Source organism: Photobacterium sp. AWH4_225 (genome assembly GCF_056158405.1).
This window is the reverse complement of sequence record NZ_JBSWTF010000001.1, coordinates 497,830-513,947: the sequence shown is the minus strand read 5'-3', so window position 1 is coordinate 513,947 and position 16,118 is coordinate 497,830. Positions and strand designations below refer to the sequence as shown.

The window sequence follows — 16,118 nt, the reverse complement described above, 5'->3', positions numbered from 1 at the left end:
ACTGATTACCATGATTATCGCATCGAAACTCTTTTACCTATGAGTAACAATCTCGCTTACCGGGACGATATCTAAAAATAAAGCCGGCACAGGGCCGGCTTCGATAAGGTTACATTGTGGGCGAGAGCGCCTTGACCGGTAGGCCCAAGGTCTCTAGCTGCGGTTTGAGGCTTGCAGCGTCACCGACAACAATGATTTGGTAATCAGCCGGGTTGAACCACTTGGTCGCCAGCTCATCGATTCGTGCCTTGGTGATTGACGCCACAATGTCATTGCGGGTATCAACAAAGTTCTCTGGCAATGAGTACGTCAGGATCTGCCCTAGCAGTTGCGCCTTCTTGCTTGGCGTTTCGTAGTTCAGGGCATCTTTCTGTCCTACCGCCAAGCGCATGAAGTTCAGCTCTTCATCCGTTACCCCTTCGCTCGACATTTTCTCGAGCTCGGCCAAAAACTCCTTAACCGAAGGCAGAGTGGCGTCTGCCCTGACCTGAGCGTAATAGACTGATAGACCGACTTCTTTACCCCCGCTTTGGTAACCGCCAGCCCCATAGGTATAACCTTTGTCTTCACGCAAGTTAAGGTTAATACGGCTATTGAAGTTACCTGCCAGGTTGAAGTTTGCCAGCTGGGTTTCATACAACTCACCGGTGGCATCGAACGGTAGCCCTTGGCGCGCTAGACGGATCACAGTCTGCGGCGCCCCAGGTTTATCCACCAGCCAGACGGTTTGCTTTGGCATTGCCGGAAGCTCCGGCGTCACATAAGTCGGTTTCGGCATACCCTGCCAATCGGCCAGGAAACCCAGCGATGTGTTCAGTTGAGCCTTGTCGATGTCACCGACCACCACGATATCGGCTCCGTTAGGCGTATAGTAGCGACGGTAGAAGGCTTTGACATCTTCCAGGGTGATCGACTCGAGCGACGCCTTGGTGCCTTCCGGTGGTAGGCTGAATGTGGTACCACCAAACAAGACTTCTCGGGTTGCTTGCCCTGCCAACCATGCAGGACGCTGGTGTTCATAGATAATACCTTCAAGGGCCTGCTGCTTAACACGATCAAAATCGGCTTGGTTAAACGCTGGCTGGAACAAGCGCTCCTGCAAAATATCCAGCGTTTCTGGCAGGAACTTGGTCAGAGACGTCACAGAGACCACAGTGCCATATTTGCCAGCCGAGAAACTGACCGTACTGCCTAGGCGATCCAAGCGTGACGAAAGCTCTTCCACCGTCGACTTCTGCGAAGCTTCGGCCATCATGCTGGCCGTCATCTTGGCCAAACCCGCCTTGCCTTCCGGCTCGAAGCGACGACCTGCCGGTACAACCATCTGCAGCTCTACCGTCGGGGTCTCGCGATACTCAGTGCCCAACACCTTGATGCCATTGGCCAGCTCGAACTGGTACAACTCCGGCATCACTGCCTCTACCGGCGAAGACGGTTGCGGCATCACCGAGCGGTCAAAATCATCAACAGGCTCGCGCATCTGCTGCTGCAATTTTTCCTCGGAGACTTTGGTGTACTCAGGAATAATGCGTGGTGGTGGTGTAAAGTTCGGTTTCGCCGCCTCAATGCTGGTGCGCCCTCTCGGTACCACACTCAAGGTCACGTTAGGATGACCATTCAGGTAGCGCATATACGCCTGCTCCATGCTCGAGGTGGTTACCGCGCGCAAGTTATCAAGTTCGGTGCCTAGGTAGCCAGGATCATCAAAGAAGGTCTCATAGGCTGCCAGCTGCGAGACCTTGCCGCTGACACTCTGCAAACCGAATATCGCATTGGCTTCCACCATCCCCTTGAGCTCTTCAAGCTCTTTGGTAGACACCCCTCGCTCTTCAAGGCCATCAAGGATATCTGTCACTTCCGAGCGCAGCTTCTTCAAATCGCCCTGCTTGCCGCTTTGGCCAATGGCATACACATACATGGTACAGGCCAGCTCGGCACAATCATGGAAGGCACCTGCATCGACCACCTTGCCGGTTTTCACCAGGTTCTGGTACATCAGGCTGTTCTTACCACCACCGATCACTCTTGCCAGCATATCCAGCGAGGCTTCATCATCAGCGCCGTTGTAGGATGTCGGCCACGCCATCAGCAGCATCGGCTGCTGGATCTTGTCTTCCAGTGTCAGGTAAAGATCATTTTCCAGGGTCACTGGTTGTTTAGCCGGTTTCTCGACTTCAGGGCCGCGAGGAATACTGCCGTAGTATTTATTTACCCACTCAAGGGTTTGTTCGACATCGATATCACCACCGATAGTCAAAGTCGCATTGTTCGGGCCATACCAACGCAGGAAGAACGCTTTGAGATCATTCACATCGACGCGATCGAGATCTTCAACATAACCGATAGTCTGCCAGGAATACGGGTGGGTGCGTGGGAACAGGGCTTCCCCCATACGCTCGTAAACCAAGCCGTAAGGGCGGTTCTCGTAACGCTGGGCGCGCTCGTTTTTCACTGTCGAACGCTGGATTTCAAACTTGCGCTGGGAAACCGCCCCTAGCAGGAAGCCCATACGATCCGCTTCCAGCCACAAGATCTTCTCAAGCTGGTTGGCCGGTACGGTTTGGAAATAATTGGTCCGGTCGCGGTTGGTAGTACCGTTCAATGTACCACCCGCTTCGGTGATCAGCTTGAAATGCTCCTGATCGCCGACATGCTCCGAGCCCTGGAACATCATATGTTCGAAGAAATGGGCAAAACCCGACTTACCCAACTCCTCGCGGGCAGAACCGACATGGTAAGTCATATCAACATGCACCAGGGGATCTGATTTATCCTCATGGAGCACTACGGTCAGCCCGTTGGCCAACTGGTATTTTGAATACGGGATCACCGGTGTATCAGAAGACGAACTGGCCTTGACCTGTTCAACGAATGTCACCCCTTGCGGTAACTCGGGCGCCCCGGCCTGTTGAGACTGTAGTTGGCTACAGCCTGCCAGTGAGATCAGCGCAATCCCCACTATCCACTTTTGCACTCAATGCCTTCCTTATAATAAACCTTGGACCAACAAGGCTAGTACGGTATAACGCGCCGCTTTTCCCACCATGATGATGAAAAAGCTGAGCCAGTGGCGCATCCGCAGCCAGCCTGCGGCCAGACACAGCGGATCACCGATAACCGGTAACCAGCTGAAGAACAACGACCAGTAGCCGTATTTTTTTAGCCACAGTAATGCTTTATGACCATGTTTTTCTTTAGAAGTTTTATCTGGCAGCAATCTACCCAGCCAATAGTTGGTCATTCCACCCAATGTATTACCGATTGTTGCCACGGTAACCACCAGCCAAACAGCATTATCACCCAGCTTCACCGTGGCAATAAGATTGGCTTCCGATCCTCCCGGTAGCAGGGTTGCACTCAAAAAACCGGTGGTGAATAACACCCATAAGGCTGATTCGCCATTAAATAACTCTAGCATTGATCGTTCTAGTTGATTGATATGGTTGCTGTACCTTACCCGATCTGAGGGTAAAAAAAACGGGCTACCCCGAAGGATGCCCGTTTTAAATTGTTGCGATATTTTGCTGTCAGCGACTTAGCCCACCAAAGCTAACAGGATACCGGCAGCCACCGCTGAACCCAGTACCCCGGCAACGTTCGGCCCCATCGCATGCATCAGCAGGAAGTTTTGCGGGTTGGCTTCAAGGCCGACCTTGTTGACCACCCTAGCTGCCATTGGTACTGCCGACACGCCTGCAGCACCGATCAATGGGTTGATATCTTCCTTACTGAAGCGGTTGAGCATCTTCGCCATCAACACACCGCCACCGGTACCGACACTGAATGCCACCGCACCCAGCACCAAGATACCCAGCGTCTCGAAACGTAGGAACTGCTCGGCAGCCAATTTAGAGCCGACACCCAGGCCCAGCATGATCGTCACGATGTTGATCAGCTCGTTCTGTACCGTATTGGACAGGCGATCCACCACACCGGATTCACGCATCAGGTTACCCAGACAGAACATCCCGACCAGAGGTGTTGCTGCAGGCAGGAACAAGATTGTCATCAGCAGTACGGCGAGCGGGAAGAGGATCTTCTCCGTCTTGCTCACTTCACGCAGCTGCTGCATCTTGATCTGACGCTCTTCCGGAGTGGTCAGCGCTTTCATGATCGGCGGCTGAATGATCGGCACCAAAGCCATATAGCTATAGGCCGCGACCGCAATCGCGCCGAGCAAATCAGGCGATAACTGGCTGGCAAGGAAAATGGCCGTCGGGCCATCTGCGCCACCGATGATCGCGATCGATGATGCATCAGCTAGGGTGAACTCCATACCCGGAACGGCATTAAGCAAAATCGCGCCAAACAGGGTGAAAAAGATCCCGAACTGCGCCGCCGCACCGAGCAACAGGGTTTTCGGGTTGGCAATCAATGCCCCGAAATCCGTCATCGCCCCTACGCCCATGAAGATCAGCAACGGGAAGACACCGGTTTCGATCCCGATGTAGTAGATGTAGTACAGCAAGCCACCCGGCTCGGTAAAACCGGCATTGGGGATGTTGGCCAAAATCGCACCAAAGCCCATCGGCAGCAACAGCAAAGGCTCAAAACCCTTGCGGATCGCCAAGAACAACAGGCCGGCACCGACCAGCATCATGATCAGCTGGCCGAGTTCAAAGTTAGCAATCCCCGTCTCGTTCCAGAGAGTTAATAATCCTTCCATGGTACCCTCTTATGCCAGGCTCAGGATCGGCGAGCCGACTGCCACTGAATCGCCTTCCTTGACATGGAGATCCTGTACCGTACCGCTGCGTGCTGCACGGACTTCAGTTTCCATCTTCATCGCTTCGAGGATCACCAAGACATCACCTTCAGACACTTGCTGGCCTGGCTGGACATTGATCTTGAAGATATTGCCCGCCAGTGGCGCTGGTAAATCTTCGGCAGTACTCGCCTGTGGCGCAGGCACCGGCGCACTGGCCGCCGCAGGTTCTACCGAGGTCAGCTCTCCGCTTGGGCCAACTTCAACGTTGTACACCTGGCCGTTGACCTTGACGCTGTATGCTTCTATCGAGGCTGCACTTGCCGCAGGGGCTGGCTGGGCTGCAGGCGCTACTACTTCAGGTTCAGTGCCAGGTACTGGCTCAAATGCCTCTGGATTGTTGCGGTTTTTCAGGAAGTTCAGGCCAACCTGCGGGAACAGGGCATAAGTCAGCACGTCATCAACCTGCTCATCGGCTAAGGCGATACCCTCAGATTTAGCCTTGGCAACCAATTCAGTGGTTAGCGTATCCAACTCAGCATCCAACAAGTCCGCCGGGCGACAGGTGATTGGCTCAGCCCCATCAAGCACGCGGGTTTGCAACTCGGCATTAACCGGAGCCGGTGTCGCACCGTATTCGCCTTTAAGTACCCCTGCTGTTTCCTTGCTGATGCTCTTGTAGCGCTCACCAGTCAACACATTGATCACCGACTGTGTGCCGACAATTTGCGATGTTGGGGTGACCAAAGGAATAAAGCCGAGATCTTCACGAACACGAGGGATCTCTTCCAGTACCTCATCGAACCGATCCGCTGCACCCTGCTCCTTGAGCTGACTCTCCATGTTGGTCAGCATGCCACCCGGTACCTGAGCAAGCAGGATTCGGGCATCAACCCCTTTCAGGCTGCCTTCAAATTTGGCGTATTTCTTACGTACCGTGCGGAAGTAGCTAGCGATCGGCTCAAGCTGCTGCAAATCAAGCTTGGTATCACGTTCTGTGCCTTCCAGCATCGCAATAACCGTTTCCGTTGGCGTATGGCCGTAAGTCTGGCTCATTGAAGAGATGGCGGTATCAAGGATATCCAGTCCAGCTTCAACCGCCTTAACCGCAGTCGCCGTCGACAGGCCTGTGGTCGCATGGCAGTGCAGCGCCAGCGGAACATCACAGGAGGCTTTGATGCGCTTGACCAGCTCTTCGGCCTCATACGGCTTGAGCAGGCCAGACATATCCTTGATACAAATAGAGTGGCAGCCTAAGTCTTCTAGGCGTTTAGCCAAGTCAGTCCAGGTATCGAGGTTATGCACCGGACTGGTAGTATAGGAGATTGTCCCCTGGGCATGGGCACCGACATCAACAGCAGCCTTGACCGCTTTTTCGAAGTTGCGAACATCATTCATCGCATCGAAAATACGGAAGACATCCATTCCGTTGGCATGGGCACGCTCAACAAACTTCTCTACCACATCATCGGCGTAGTGACGGTAGCCTAGCAGGTTCTGGCCGCGTAGCAGCATCTGCATTGGGGTTTTCGGCATTGCTTGCTTTAGCAAGCGCAGGCGCTCCCATGGATCTTCACCCAAGTAACGAATACAGGCATCAAACGTCGCGCCTCCCCAGGTCTCCAATGACCAGTAACCGACATCATCGAGCTTCTCGGCAATCGGCAACATATCTTCGATGCGAAGACGGGTAGCAAATAACGACTGGTGGGCATCACGTAACACAACGTCAGTGATCGCTAATGGCTTGGACATGCTCACAAACTCCTTGTAAAAAATACTTCCTAAAAATCACAATGTTCCCGCGACAGCAACGCTATCGCCTAGGCTTTCTGCTCACGGTAGCGATGTACCGCTGCGGAAATAGCCGCTACAACCTCAGGCTGCACGCCATTGTGATTAACAGCAACTGGTGATGGCTGGCGAGTCGCCTGCGCATCCGGTGTCTCTTTAGGCGCAATTTTGGCCAACAGCTGCACTAAATAGATCAAAATACTGAGAAACATAAAAACCACGACCATACCGGTAACCATGATCGTCGCAGCTTCCCACAGCAAAGGACCTAGATCTGCCATAATGCTTCCTTTCATTCATTTTGTAATAGGCGGGTTAACAAATACCACGTTAGGTAAATTTATGTCAAACTGATTAACAACACACCAACCAACGGTGGATATTTAGCCTGTTTCTGAGGGTTTGATCGTAAAATTACAAAAATCCAGTTTAAATCAGACGTCATTCCCCGTTTAGACTCAACCCAACTTACGGCGGTACAACGCTAACGTCTTTCCAACCACCGTATAGACCTTCCTTGTCACACGGAAATTACGTTTACGTAAACGTAACCTTTAAGTATCTAAAAATACAAAGTCCTTGTTTTGTAACTTATATCAAGTTGCAAGCTAGGTTCTGTTATTGAGTTCAAATTCAAAGCGAAAAGTTCACCCTACCGATCTGAGGGGATGAATATGCGAGGAAACAAGACTAAGAAGTGGATAACCAGAGAAGAGTGGAAATAGGGTAAAGACGCGACAAAGCGCAGATAGAAAAAAAGCCCAGCCGAAGCTGAGCTTTTCAATAATGGCGCGTCCGGGAGGATTCGAACCTCCGACCGCCTGGTTCGTAGCCAGGTACTCTATCCAGCTGAGCTACGGACGCGCAGGCAATGTGCTGCAATGCAGTACATTTTGAATAATGGCGCGCTCGGGAGGATTCGAACCTCCGACCGCCTGGTTCGTAGCCAGGTACTCTATCCAGCTGAGCTACGAGCGCACACTTAATTCGGTTTTATAGCACCGCCTTATGGCAGTACGTTGTAATAATGGCGCGTCCGGGAGGATTCGAACCTCCGACCGCCTGGTTCGTAGCCAGGTACTCTATCCAGCTGAGCTACGGACGCGCAGGCAATGTGCTGCAATGCAGTACATTTTGAATAATGGCGCGCTCGGGAGGATTCGAACCTCCGACCGCCTGGTTCGTAGCCAGGTACTCTATCCAGCTGAGCTACGAGCGCACACTTAATTCGGTTTTGTAGTACTGCCTGATGGCAATACGTTGTCAATAATGGCGCGCTCGGGAGGATTCGAACCTCCGACCGCCTGGTTCGTAGCCAGGTACTCTATCCAGCTGAGCTACGAGCGCGCAAAATCGGTTTTGTTAGGAAATACCTAACGGCCAATGCGTTTCCGTCATTGGCATAAGCAACATTCCATTGGTACTTAGGAATAATGGCGCGTCCGGGAGGATTCGAACCTCCGACCGCCTGGTTCGTAGCCAGGTACTCTATCCAGCTGAGCTACGGACGCGCAGGCTATATATTCTGGCGATGCAGAACATATTAGAAGAATGGCGCGCTCGGGAGGATTCGAACCTCCGACCGCCTGGTTCGTAGCCAGGTACTCTATCCAGCTGAGCTACGAGCGCGCAGAATCTGTTATAGTTAGGAAACACCTAACGACCAATGCGTTTCCGACATTGGCGTAAGTAACAATCCATTGATACTTAAGAATAATGGCGCGTCCGGGAGGATTCGAACCTCCGACCGCCTGGTTCGTAGCCAGGTACTCTATCCAGCTGAGCTACGGACGCGCAGGCTTTCTTTCTCAAGCAGAACTTGAAGATAAGAATGGCGGTGAAGGAGGGATTCGAACCCTCGATACGGCTACAAACCGTATACTCCCTTAGCAGGGGAGCGCCTTCAGCCTCTCGGCCACCTCACCACACAAATTATGGCGCGCTCGGGAGGATTCGAACCTCCGACCGCCTGGTTCGTAGCCAGGTACTCTATCCAGCTGAGCTACGAGCGCACACTTAATTCGGTTTTATAGCACCGCCTTACGGCAGTACGTTGTAATAATGGCGCGTCCGGGAGGATTCGAACCTCCGACCGCCTGGTTCGTAGCCAGGTACTCTATCCAGCTGAGCTACGGACGCGCAGGCTTTCTTTATTCAAGCAAACTTGAAGAAAGAATGGCGGTGAAGGAGGGATTCGAACCCTCGATACGGCTACAAACCGTATACTCCCTTAGCAGGGGAGCGCCTTCAGCCTCTCGGCCACCTCACCACACAAATTAATGGCGCGCTCGGGAGGATTCGAACCTCCGACCGCCTGGTTCGTAGCCAGGTACTCTATCCAGCTGAGCTACGAGCGCACACTTAATTCGGTTTTACTGATACCGCCTTTCGGCCATATCTTTTAAATAATGGCGCGTCCGGGAGGATTCGAACCTCCGACCGCCTGGTTCGTAGCCAGGTACTCTATCCAGCTGAGCTACGGACGCGCAATGCAAGAACATTCATTCTAAAGAAAGAATGGCGGTGAAGGAGGGATTCGAACCCTCGATACGGCTACAAACCGTATACTCCCTTAGCAGGGGAGCGCCTTCAGCCTCTCGGCCACCTCACCGTCTTGCGGGGGCCCATATTACTGCCAGCCAAAAATAAGTCAAACACTTTATTGTGAAAAAACGACATCCACTGCGCGGATGCGCACTTAATAGCCAACACGGCACATTATCGCACTTAATAGCCCAGTATATCGTCTAGATTCAACGGTATGGCGTGGCAGGCAGTAACAAAAAAGGCCAGCATAAATGCCGACCTTCTTCGAATTAGTAGTTACCAGACCCCTGGGAACCCGTTTCTTTTTCCGCTTGAATGCGCATGTAAATTTCTTCGCGGTGAACAGAAACTTCTTTCGGTGCATTTACACCGATACGAACTTGGTTACCTTTAACGCCAAGAACAGTAACGGTTACTTCATCACCGATCATTAGCGTTTCACCTACGCGACGTGTCAAAATTAGCATTCGTGTGCTCCTTGAGTAATCTCAGTATTATAAGAGTTAACGTTTATTATCCAACAATATTTACATTTTCGTAAATGTTCACTGCTCAAGAAACAGCGAGAAGTGGTCGATTATCCAGACTTTCTGGCTCTACCACAAATTTTTTGTGGATGTGTTCTACGGCTAACTGTAAATCTTGCCCATTGATCAATAGTGAGACACAACGAGCAGTGCATTTTCGTTGATAGACACCCACCCCTTGTTCAGTCAGCGCGGCAGCCACTTCCGTACTGCGCACATCTACTCCTTCCCCAACCAGGGTCAGTGTAGCGACTGAGGACTGAGCCAGTTCTGTTTTTTCTAAGATAACATTCAGTCGAGCCAACTCATCATCGGCCGCAACTATATACGTTGCAGGATAGGTTGCTTGCTGACTATCACCATAGCACCAAGCATCTAAGCCCAGTAAGCCGAGCTGCTGATCCACTTTTTCAAGCGGTTGCATCACACGGTAAAGTGCCTGCTGGCCTTTAACCGCCACCCCGGCAGCACCATTATCTGATACCGTCGAGAAATCAACCAAGGTCCCTTCCCCTTCATCAAACGACGAAAGAACCCTCAACGGGACCTTATGTTGCTCAGCATATTCAACCGACTGTAATTGTAGCACTTTTGCGCCGTGGCGTGCCATTGCTGTCATATCATCGAAGTGAATTGACGGCAAACGGGCCGCTTCGCTGACCAAACGAGGATCAGTTGTATACACCCCGTCGACATCAGTGAAGATCTGACACTCATCGGCAGCCAGCGCACCAGCAATAGCCACCGCGGTTGTATCGGAGCCGCCTCGGCCCAAGGTCGTGATGTTATTTCGACTATCACGCCCCTGGAAACCAGCGACCACAACAATGTGGTCACGGTCGAGCAACTCGGTCACCACCCCAGTTTCTACCTCGGTGATGGTGGCATTATTAAATACAGTATCAGTGCGGATACCTAACTGATCACCGGTCAATGATGTTGCCAAATAGCCCCTTTTATTCAGGGCCATCGCCAGCAGGGCTATCGTGACCTGCTCGCCGGTTGACAACAATACATCCAGCTCTCGCTGGGTGGGGACAGCATCAATTTGTTTAGCCAGTCCCAACAAACGGTTGGTCTCGCCAGCCATCGCCGAGACAACCACCACTACCTGATGACCAAGCTGGCGCGCTTTGATCACGCGCTCAGCCACCGCTTCAATACGCTCGATACTCCCGACCGACGTACCACCGAATTTCTGCACTAATAGTGCCACTGCACCTCTCCAACTATTACAGTTTTTCAACCAACCATGGGGTTACTGACTCCAGTGCTGCAGGCAATGCTGCGGCATCAGTACCACCGGCCTGAGCCATATCCGGACGACCGCCGCCCTTACCGCCAACCTGCTGAGCAACAAGGTTAACCAGCTCACCAGCTTTCACCTTGCCCGTCAGATCTTTGGTTACACCAGCAATCAGACCAACTTTGTCACCGCTGACGTTACCCAGTACGACAATACCGCTGCCTAGCTGATTCTTCAGCTCGTCAACCATACCGCGTAGGGCTTTGTTGTCTGCACCTTCAAGCTTGGTTACCAACACCTTAACGCCGTTGATTTCCTGCGCCTTGTTGATAAGGCCCGCACTTTCCTGCGCAGCCAACTTGTCTTTAAGCTGCTGGATTTCTTTTTCCAGCTGCTTGCTGTGAGACACAAGTGCGCTCACCTTAGTTGCAACTGACGCCGCGTCAGACTTCACTAGGCTTGCGGTTTCTGCCAGTAGCGCTTCCTGATCGTGTAGCGCTGCAATCGCCGCTTCGCCGGTTACGGCTTCGATACGGCGGATACCCGCTGCAATACCACCTTCAGAAACGATCTTGAACAGACCAATATCACCCGTGTTAGAGGCATGGATACCACCACACAGCTCAACTGAGAAGTCACCCATGCTCAGGACGCGAACTTCATCATCATATTTCTCGCCAAACAGCGCCATCGCGCCTTTTTCTTTGGCTGATTCGATGTCCATCACATCAGTGTTGATCGCGTGGTTGAAACGGATTTGTTCGTTCACGACACGCTCGATTTCACGCAGTTCTTCCGTCTTCACCGCTTCTAGGTGAGAGAAGTCAAAACGCAGGCCTTCAGGCTTAACCAGTGAACCCTTCTGAGTCACGTGCTCGCCAAGCAGGTTACGCAGTGCTGCGTGTAGCAGGTGTGTGGCTGAATGGTTCAAGCTAGTCGCTGCACGGCGCGCTGCATCAACCGTTGCGGTTAGCTTATCGCCCACTTTCAACGCACCTTCAGCCAGCTTACCGGTATGACCGATAGCGTTGCCGAACTTCTGGGTATCTGCAACCACAAACTGAACACCGTCAGCCGTCATTGCACCCGTGTCACCACACTGACCGCCTGACTCAGCGTAGAACGGCGTGTTGTCCAATACGATCAGACCGTCTTCACCAGCGTTGATCGCATCAACGGCTTCGCCTTCACGGTAAAGCGCAACTACAGTGGCTTGACCTTCGGTCGCCGCGTAACCGCAGAACTCAGTTTCCGCATCGACTTTGATCGCATCGTTGTAATCAACACCGAACTGACCTGCATCACGTGCACGCTGACGCTGGGCTTCCATTGCATCGTTGAAGCCTTCTTCATCGATAGAGAAGCCACGCTCGCGAGCTACGTCGTTGGTCAGATCAGCAGGGAAGCCGTAGGTGTCGTACAGCTTGAATACGGTTTCACCGTCCAGTACTTTACCGTCAAGGTTGTCCAGCGCTTCAGCTAGGATCGCCATACCGCGGTCTAGTGTACGGCCGAAGTTGTCTTCTTCGATCTTCAGTACTTTCTCGACCATTTCCTGCTGTTTCTTCAGCTCTTCGCCAGCAGTGCCCATGATCTCAGCCAGAGGACCCACCAACTTGTAGAAGAAGGCACCTTTCGCGCCCAGCTTGTTACCGTGGCGAACAGCACGGCGGATAATACGGCGCAGTACATAGCCGCGACCTTCGTTTGATGGCATCACGCCATCAGCGATCAGGAACGCACAAGAGCGGATGTGGTCAGCCACAACGCGCAGTGACTGGTTGCCCAGATCGTCATGGCCAATAACAGCTGCAGCTTCTTTGATCAGGGTCTGGAAGATATCGATCTCGTAGTTTGAGTGCACGCCCTGCATGATCGCAGAGATACGTTCGATACCCATACCGGTATCTACCGACGGCTTAGGTAGCGGCTCCATGGTACCGTCAGCCTGACGGTTGAACTGCATAAATACGTTGTTCCAGATCTCGATGAAACGGTCGCCATCTTCTTCAGGTGTGCCAGGACGGCCACCCCAGATGTGATCACCGTGATCGTAGAAAATTTCGGTACAAGGACCACAAGGACCTGTGTCACCCATCTGCCAGAAGTTGTCAGATTCGAATGGCTTGCCACCTTTCTTGTCGCCGATACGCACGATGCGATCAGCCGGAACACCCACTTCTTTGTTCCAGATGTCGAACGCTTCGTCATCTGTCTCGTACACAGTAACCAGCAGGCGGTCTTCCGGCAGCTTCAGTGTCACTGTCAGGAATTCCCAAGCAAACTTAATCGCGTCTTGCTTGAAGTAATCGCCGAAGCTGAAGTTACCCAGCATTTCGAAGAAAGTGTGGTGACGAGCGGTAAAGCCAACATTTTCCAGGTCGTTGTGCTTACCACCAGCACGAACACAGCGCTGAGCTGTCGTTGCTCGAGTGTAGTTGCGCTTTTCCAGACCTAGGAATGTATCTTTAAACTGGTTCATACCCGCGTTGGTGAACAGCAACGTTGGGTCATTGGCAGGCACAAGAGAAGAACTCTCGACTACCTGGTGGCCTTTACTCTCAAAAAACGCAAGAAACGCACGGCGAATCTCATCAGTGCTCATGTACATTGGCAAATCCTGAATAATGCTTTTATGTAAACTGAATGGTCGAATTTAACTGTCTTAATCGCCTGCCCTGAGTTCCACCATGCCCTCGGCAGGACAATTCGGGCAGGCAGTGATGGGACTAAAATAAATTCTTTGGCGGTTATTGTAAAACAACGGCAGCCAATACGGGAAATGTTATGTTCAGAAATACGGCAATTTGTCCCCTACAGGCAGTGCTCAGGGGGAGATTTAGGGAATTGAAGGTGGGATTCTAGCTATTGGCGGCTGTTTGCCGCCATCTCAGTACTCATCGTCAACACCGAGGGCATATTTCACCTGCTCGAAATCAAAGCCCCGGGATTGCATAAAGCGCAGGCGACGGGCTTTTTCCTTATCCGTTTCCATCGGGGTGTCGCCATACTTCTTCTTGGCAACATCACGGGCATGCTCGAACCAGTCGAACTCATCGTCTTCGAACAGCTGGCGGATAACTTCCTCATGAATGCCCTTGAATTCCATTTCCTGGCGGATCCGCAGCAGCCCCCAGCCCTTGGCAATACCGTTATTTAGCAACCGCTCGGCAAAGCGGGCGTCATCAAGCCAGTTATAGTCTTGGCACAGCGCAACGGCCTCATCGACTTCAGCCTGCTCATAGCCGCGCGCCAGCAACTTTTGCTGCAACTCCTGCTCGGCATGGTCACGACGCGACAAAAACCTCACGGCTGCCTGCTTGGCACTCTGTGCTGGTTTCTTTGTTCTCATTCTCTTCTCACTGCAAATAAAAAACGGGCGTGGTAGCAATACCCCGCCCGTTTCTATTAATTATCATCCAGCCTAATAGCCAGAAATGAATTAGAACGCCTGATCTTCGGCATCTTCTTCAGTCTGAGCGTCTGCTGCCGCTTCTTCCAGCACTGCTGGAGTTAGCAATAGCTCACGCAGTTTAGCTTCAAGCTCTTCGGCAATGTGGCTGTTTTCCTCAATGTACTTACAGGCATTTGCCTTACCCTGGCCGATCTTGTCGCCCTGGTAGCTGTACCAAGCACCGGCTTTCTCAACCATCTTGTTCTTCACGCCAAGGTCGATAAGCTCGCCGTAGCGGTTGAAGCCTTTGCCGTAAAGGATCTGGGTTTCAGCTTGCTTGAATGGCGCAGCAATCTTGTTCTTAACAACCTTGATACGGGTTTCGTTACCAACAACCTCGTCGCCTTCTTTGATTGCACCGGTACGACGGATATCAAGACGAACAGAGGCGTAGAACTTCAGTGCGTTACCACCCGTAGTCGTTTCAGGGTTACCGAACATAACACCGATCTTCATACGGATCTGGTTGATGAAAATACACATACAGTTAGACTGCTTCAGGTTACCGGTGATCTTACGCATTGCCTGAGACAGCATACGTGCCTGCAGACCCATGTGCGAATCACCCATCTCACCTTCGATTTCAGCCTTAGGCGTTAGGGCTGCAACGGAGTCGACAACCAGAATATCTACCGCGCCAGAGCGTGCTAGGGCATCGGCAATTTCCAGTGCCTGCTCACCGGTATCCGGCTGGGAAACCAATAGCTGGTCGATATCAACACCCAGCTTGCGAGCATAGATAGGGTCAAGCGCATGCTCAGCATCGATGAAGGCACATGTCTTGCCCTGGCGCTGGGCAGCAGCAATCACTTCTAGCGTCAGCGTGGTTTTACCTGAAGATTCCGGACCGTAGATTTCAACGATACGGCCCATTGGCAGACCACCAGCACCCAAGGCGATATCGAGAGACAGAGAACCGGTAGACACGGTTTCGACATCCATAGTGCGGTTGTCGCCCAACTTCATGATCGAGCCTTTACCGAATTGCTTTTCAATTTGACCTAACGCGGCGGCGAGTGCCTTCTGCTTGTTGTCGTCCATTCGACTCTCCAAGGGATGCTTAATTAATGCTTAAACTAAGTACTGATAATGATGATTAGTATACTGTCTATTCATACAGTGTCTAGCACTGTATGAAAATTTTTTCGCCAATTTGATGTGGCTCCCGCATAGACTCAGGATTGAGCCATTAGGGCAATCAATCCAGACAACGCTTTTTCAACAGCTTGCTGGCGAACCTCTTGGCGATCGCCAGCAAAAAGGCAGGTTTCCACTTTCAGCTTACCGGTGTGATCCGCCCAGCCGAAGCACACGGTACCGACGGGCTTCTCTTCACTGCCACCACCGGGGCCGGCAATACCGCTAATCGCCACCGAAATATCTCCGCGCGACTGGGCCAACGCACCCAACGCCATTTCAGCGACTACCGCTTCACTCACGGCGCCAAATTCAGTCAGAGTTTCTGCTCTGACGCCGAGCATTTCCTGCTTGGCCTCGTTGCTGTATGTCACGAATGCCCGGTCAAACCATGCTGAACTGCCTGCGATATCTGTGATTGCCGAGGATACGCCACCGCCAGTGCAGGATTCAGCGGTAACGGCTACCCAGTTACGTTGGGCCAGGGCCAAACCGACTTGTTGTGCTAATGCCATCATCACTCCCAAATGAATACGACTTGTTGAATACGGCTTTTTGACTTGTTTCATGTCCCTTTTGGCCTACACATTACTCGGCTCTTGCCATGCGGGCAAGCCTGTTGCCCTTGGCCGCTTTTGGGCAAGGAAAGTACTGTATCGACAGGTCGGGATCACGTATCCTAAGCGACCAGAAACTTCCTCCGGGTAA

Annotated in this window: 11 protein-coding genes and 15 tRNA genes; all 26 read right to left on the bottom strand. The window is 52.2% G+C overall.

The annotated features are described in order from the left end of the window. Positions 1-109 precede the first annotated feature (109 nt). Positions 110-2,974 carry a M16 family metallopeptidase gene (locus tag ACXAD4_RS02665; RefSeq protein ID WP_475238466.1) on the bottom strand — a complete coding sequence of 955 codons (2,865 nt, stop codon included), beginning with the start codon at positions 2,972-2,974 and terminating at the stop codon, positions 110-112. A gap of 12 nt (positions 2,975-2,986) precedes the next feature. Continuing rightward, entirely contained in the window at positions 2,987-3,418 is a 432-nt protein-coding gene (locus ACXAD4_RS02660) for a YqaA family protein (protein WP_475238463.1), read from the bottom strand. 117 nt (positions 3,419-3,535) lie between these two features. Continuing rightward, entirely contained in the window at positions 3,536-4,666 is a 1,131-nt protein-coding gene (locus tag ACXAD4_RS02655) for a sodium ion-translocating decarboxylase subunit beta (RefSeq protein ID WP_475238461.1), read from the bottom strand. Positions 4,667-4,675: 9 nt separating this feature from the next. Next, positions 4,676-6,460, bottom strand: a complete 1,785-nt coding sequence (gene oadA / locus ACXAD4_RS02650; protein WP_475238458.1) for a sodium-extruding oxaloacetate decarboxylase subunit alpha — start codon at positions 6,458-6,460, stop codon at positions 4,676-4,678. A gap of 68 nt (positions 6,461-6,528) precedes the next feature. Then, a complete protein-coding gene (locus tag ACXAD4_RS02645; protein WP_475238455.1) occupies positions 6,529-6,780 on the bottom strand; it encodes an oxaloacetate decarboxylase subunit gamma in 252 nt (83 codons plus the stop codon). A 506-nt stretch (positions 6,781-7,286) separates the two neighbouring features. After that, positions 7,287-7,363: transfer RNA gene (locus ACXAD4_RS02640), tRNA-Arg, on the bottom strand. Between the two features lie 37 nt (positions 7,364-7,400). Continuing rightward, positions 7,401-7,477, bottom strand: a tRNA-Arg gene (locus tag ACXAD4_RS02635). A gap of 50 nt (positions 7,478-7,527) precedes the next feature. Further along, positions 7,528-7,604: transfer RNA gene (locus ACXAD4_RS02630), tRNA-Arg, on the bottom strand. 37 nt (positions 7,605-7,641) lie between these two features. Further along, positions 7,642-7,718, bottom strand: a tRNA-Arg gene (locus ACXAD4_RS02625). A 51-nt stretch (positions 7,719-7,769) separates the two neighbouring features. After that, positions 7,770-7,846: transfer RNA gene (locus ACXAD4_RS02620), tRNA-Arg, on the bottom strand. 87 nt (positions 7,847-7,933) lie between these two features. Continuing rightward, a tRNA-Arg gene (locus ACXAD4_RS02615) sits at positions 7,934-8,010 on the bottom strand. 41 nt (positions 8,011-8,051) lie between these two features. After that, positions 8,052-8,128: transfer RNA gene (locus tag ACXAD4_RS02610), tRNA-Arg, on the bottom strand. Between the two features lie 88 nt (positions 8,129-8,216). Beyond that, positions 8,217-8,293 (bottom strand) — tRNA-Arg (locus ACXAD4_RS02605). A gap of 38 nt (positions 8,294-8,331) precedes the next feature. Next, positions 8,332-8,424 (bottom strand) — tRNA-Ser (locus ACXAD4_RS02600). A gap of 10 nt (positions 8,425-8,434) precedes the next feature. Then, a tRNA-Arg gene (locus ACXAD4_RS02595) sits at positions 8,435-8,511 on the bottom strand. 50 nt (positions 8,512-8,561) lie between these two features. Next, positions 8,562-8,638, bottom strand: a tRNA-Arg gene (locus ACXAD4_RS02590). Positions 8,639-8,675: 37 nt separating this feature from the next. After that, a tRNA-Ser gene (locus ACXAD4_RS02585) sits at positions 8,676-8,768 on the bottom strand. Positions 8,769-8,779: 11 nt separating this feature from the next. Then, positions 8,780-8,856, bottom strand: a tRNA-Arg gene (locus ACXAD4_RS02580). Between the two features lie 52 nt (positions 8,857-8,908). Continuing rightward, positions 8,909-8,985 (bottom strand) — tRNA-Arg (locus ACXAD4_RS02575). A 32-nt stretch (positions 8,986-9,017) separates the two neighbouring features. Next, positions 9,018-9,110 (bottom strand) — tRNA-Ser (locus ACXAD4_RS02570). A 205-nt stretch (positions 9,111-9,315) separates the two neighbouring features. Then, positions 9,316-9,513, bottom strand: coding sequence for a carbon storage regulator CsrA (csrA, locus tag ACXAD4_RS02565; protein WP_036818084.1), 198 nt, complete (start codon positions 9,511-9,513; stop codon positions 9,316-9,318). Positions 9,514-9,598: 85 nt separating this feature from the next. Continuing rightward, on the bottom strand, positions 9,599-10,789 hold the full coding sequence (locus ACXAD4_RS02560; protein WP_475238452.1) for an aspartate kinase: 1,191 nt from the start codon (positions 10,787-10,789) through the stop codon (positions 9,599-9,601). 16 nt (positions 10,790-10,805) lie between these two features. Continuing rightward, positions 10,806-13,430, bottom strand: a complete 2,625-nt coding sequence (gene alaS / locus ACXAD4_RS02555; protein WP_475238450.1) for an alanine--tRNA ligase — start codon at positions 13,428-13,430, stop codon at positions 10,806-10,808. Positions 13,431-13,709: 279 nt separating this feature from the next. Beyond that, a complete protein-coding gene (recX, locus tag ACXAD4_RS02550; RefSeq protein WP_475238449.1) occupies positions 13,710-14,171 on the bottom strand; it encodes a recombination regulator RecX in 462 nt (153 codons plus the stop codon). A gap of 90 nt (positions 14,172-14,261) precedes the next feature. Further along, positions 14,262-15,314: a recombinase RecA gene (recA, locus tag ACXAD4_RS02545; protein ID WP_475238447.1), complete on the bottom strand. Its 1,053-nt coding sequence runs from the start codon at positions 15,312-15,314 to the stop codon at positions 14,262-14,264. Between the two features lie 134 nt (positions 15,315-15,448). Continuing rightward, complete coding sequence (gene pncC / locus ACXAD4_RS02540) at positions 15,449-15,979, bottom strand: nicotinamide-nucleotide amidase (protein ID WP_475238445.1); 531 nt, start codon at positions 15,977-15,979, stop codon at positions 15,449-15,451. Positions 15,980-16,118: the final 139 nt, after the last annotated feature.

Bases quoted from the DNA above. Each gene is read 5' to 3' on its own strand.
- pncC (WP_475238445.1), bottom strand. From the start codon at position 15,979: ATGAAACAAGTCAAAAAGCCGTATTCAACAAGTCGTATTCATTTGGGA.
- ACXAD4_RS02660 (WP_475238463.1), bottom strand. From the start codon at position 3,418: ATGCTAGAGTTATTTAATGGCGAATCAGCCTTATGGGTGTTATTCACC.
- csrA (WP_036818084.1), bottom strand. From the start codon at position 9,513: ATGCTAATTTTGACACGTCGCGTAGGTGAAACGCTAATGATCGGTGAT.
- ACXAD4_RS02655 (WP_475238461.1), bottom strand. From the start codon at position 4,666: ATGGAAGGATTATTAACTCTCTGGAACGAGACGGGGATTGCTAACTTT.
- alaS (WP_475238450.1), bottom strand. From the start codon at position 13,430: ATGTACATGAGCACTGATGAGATTCGCCGTGCGTTTCTTGCGTTTTTT.
- recX (WP_475238449.1), bottom strand. From the start codon at position 14,171: ATGAGAACAAAGAAACCAGCACAGAGTGCCAAGCAGGCAGCCGTGAGG.
- oadA (WP_475238458.1), bottom strand. From the start codon at position 6,460: ATGTCCAAGCCATTAGCGATCACTGACGTTGTGTTACGTGATGCCCAC.
- recA (WP_475238447.1), bottom strand. From the start codon at position 15,314: ATGGACGACAACAAGCAGAAGGCACTCGCCGCCGCGTTAGGTCAAATT.
- ACXAD4_RS02645 (WP_475238455.1), bottom strand. From the start codon at position 6,780: ATGGCAGATCTAGGTCCTTTGCTGTGGGAAGCTGCGACGATCATGGTT.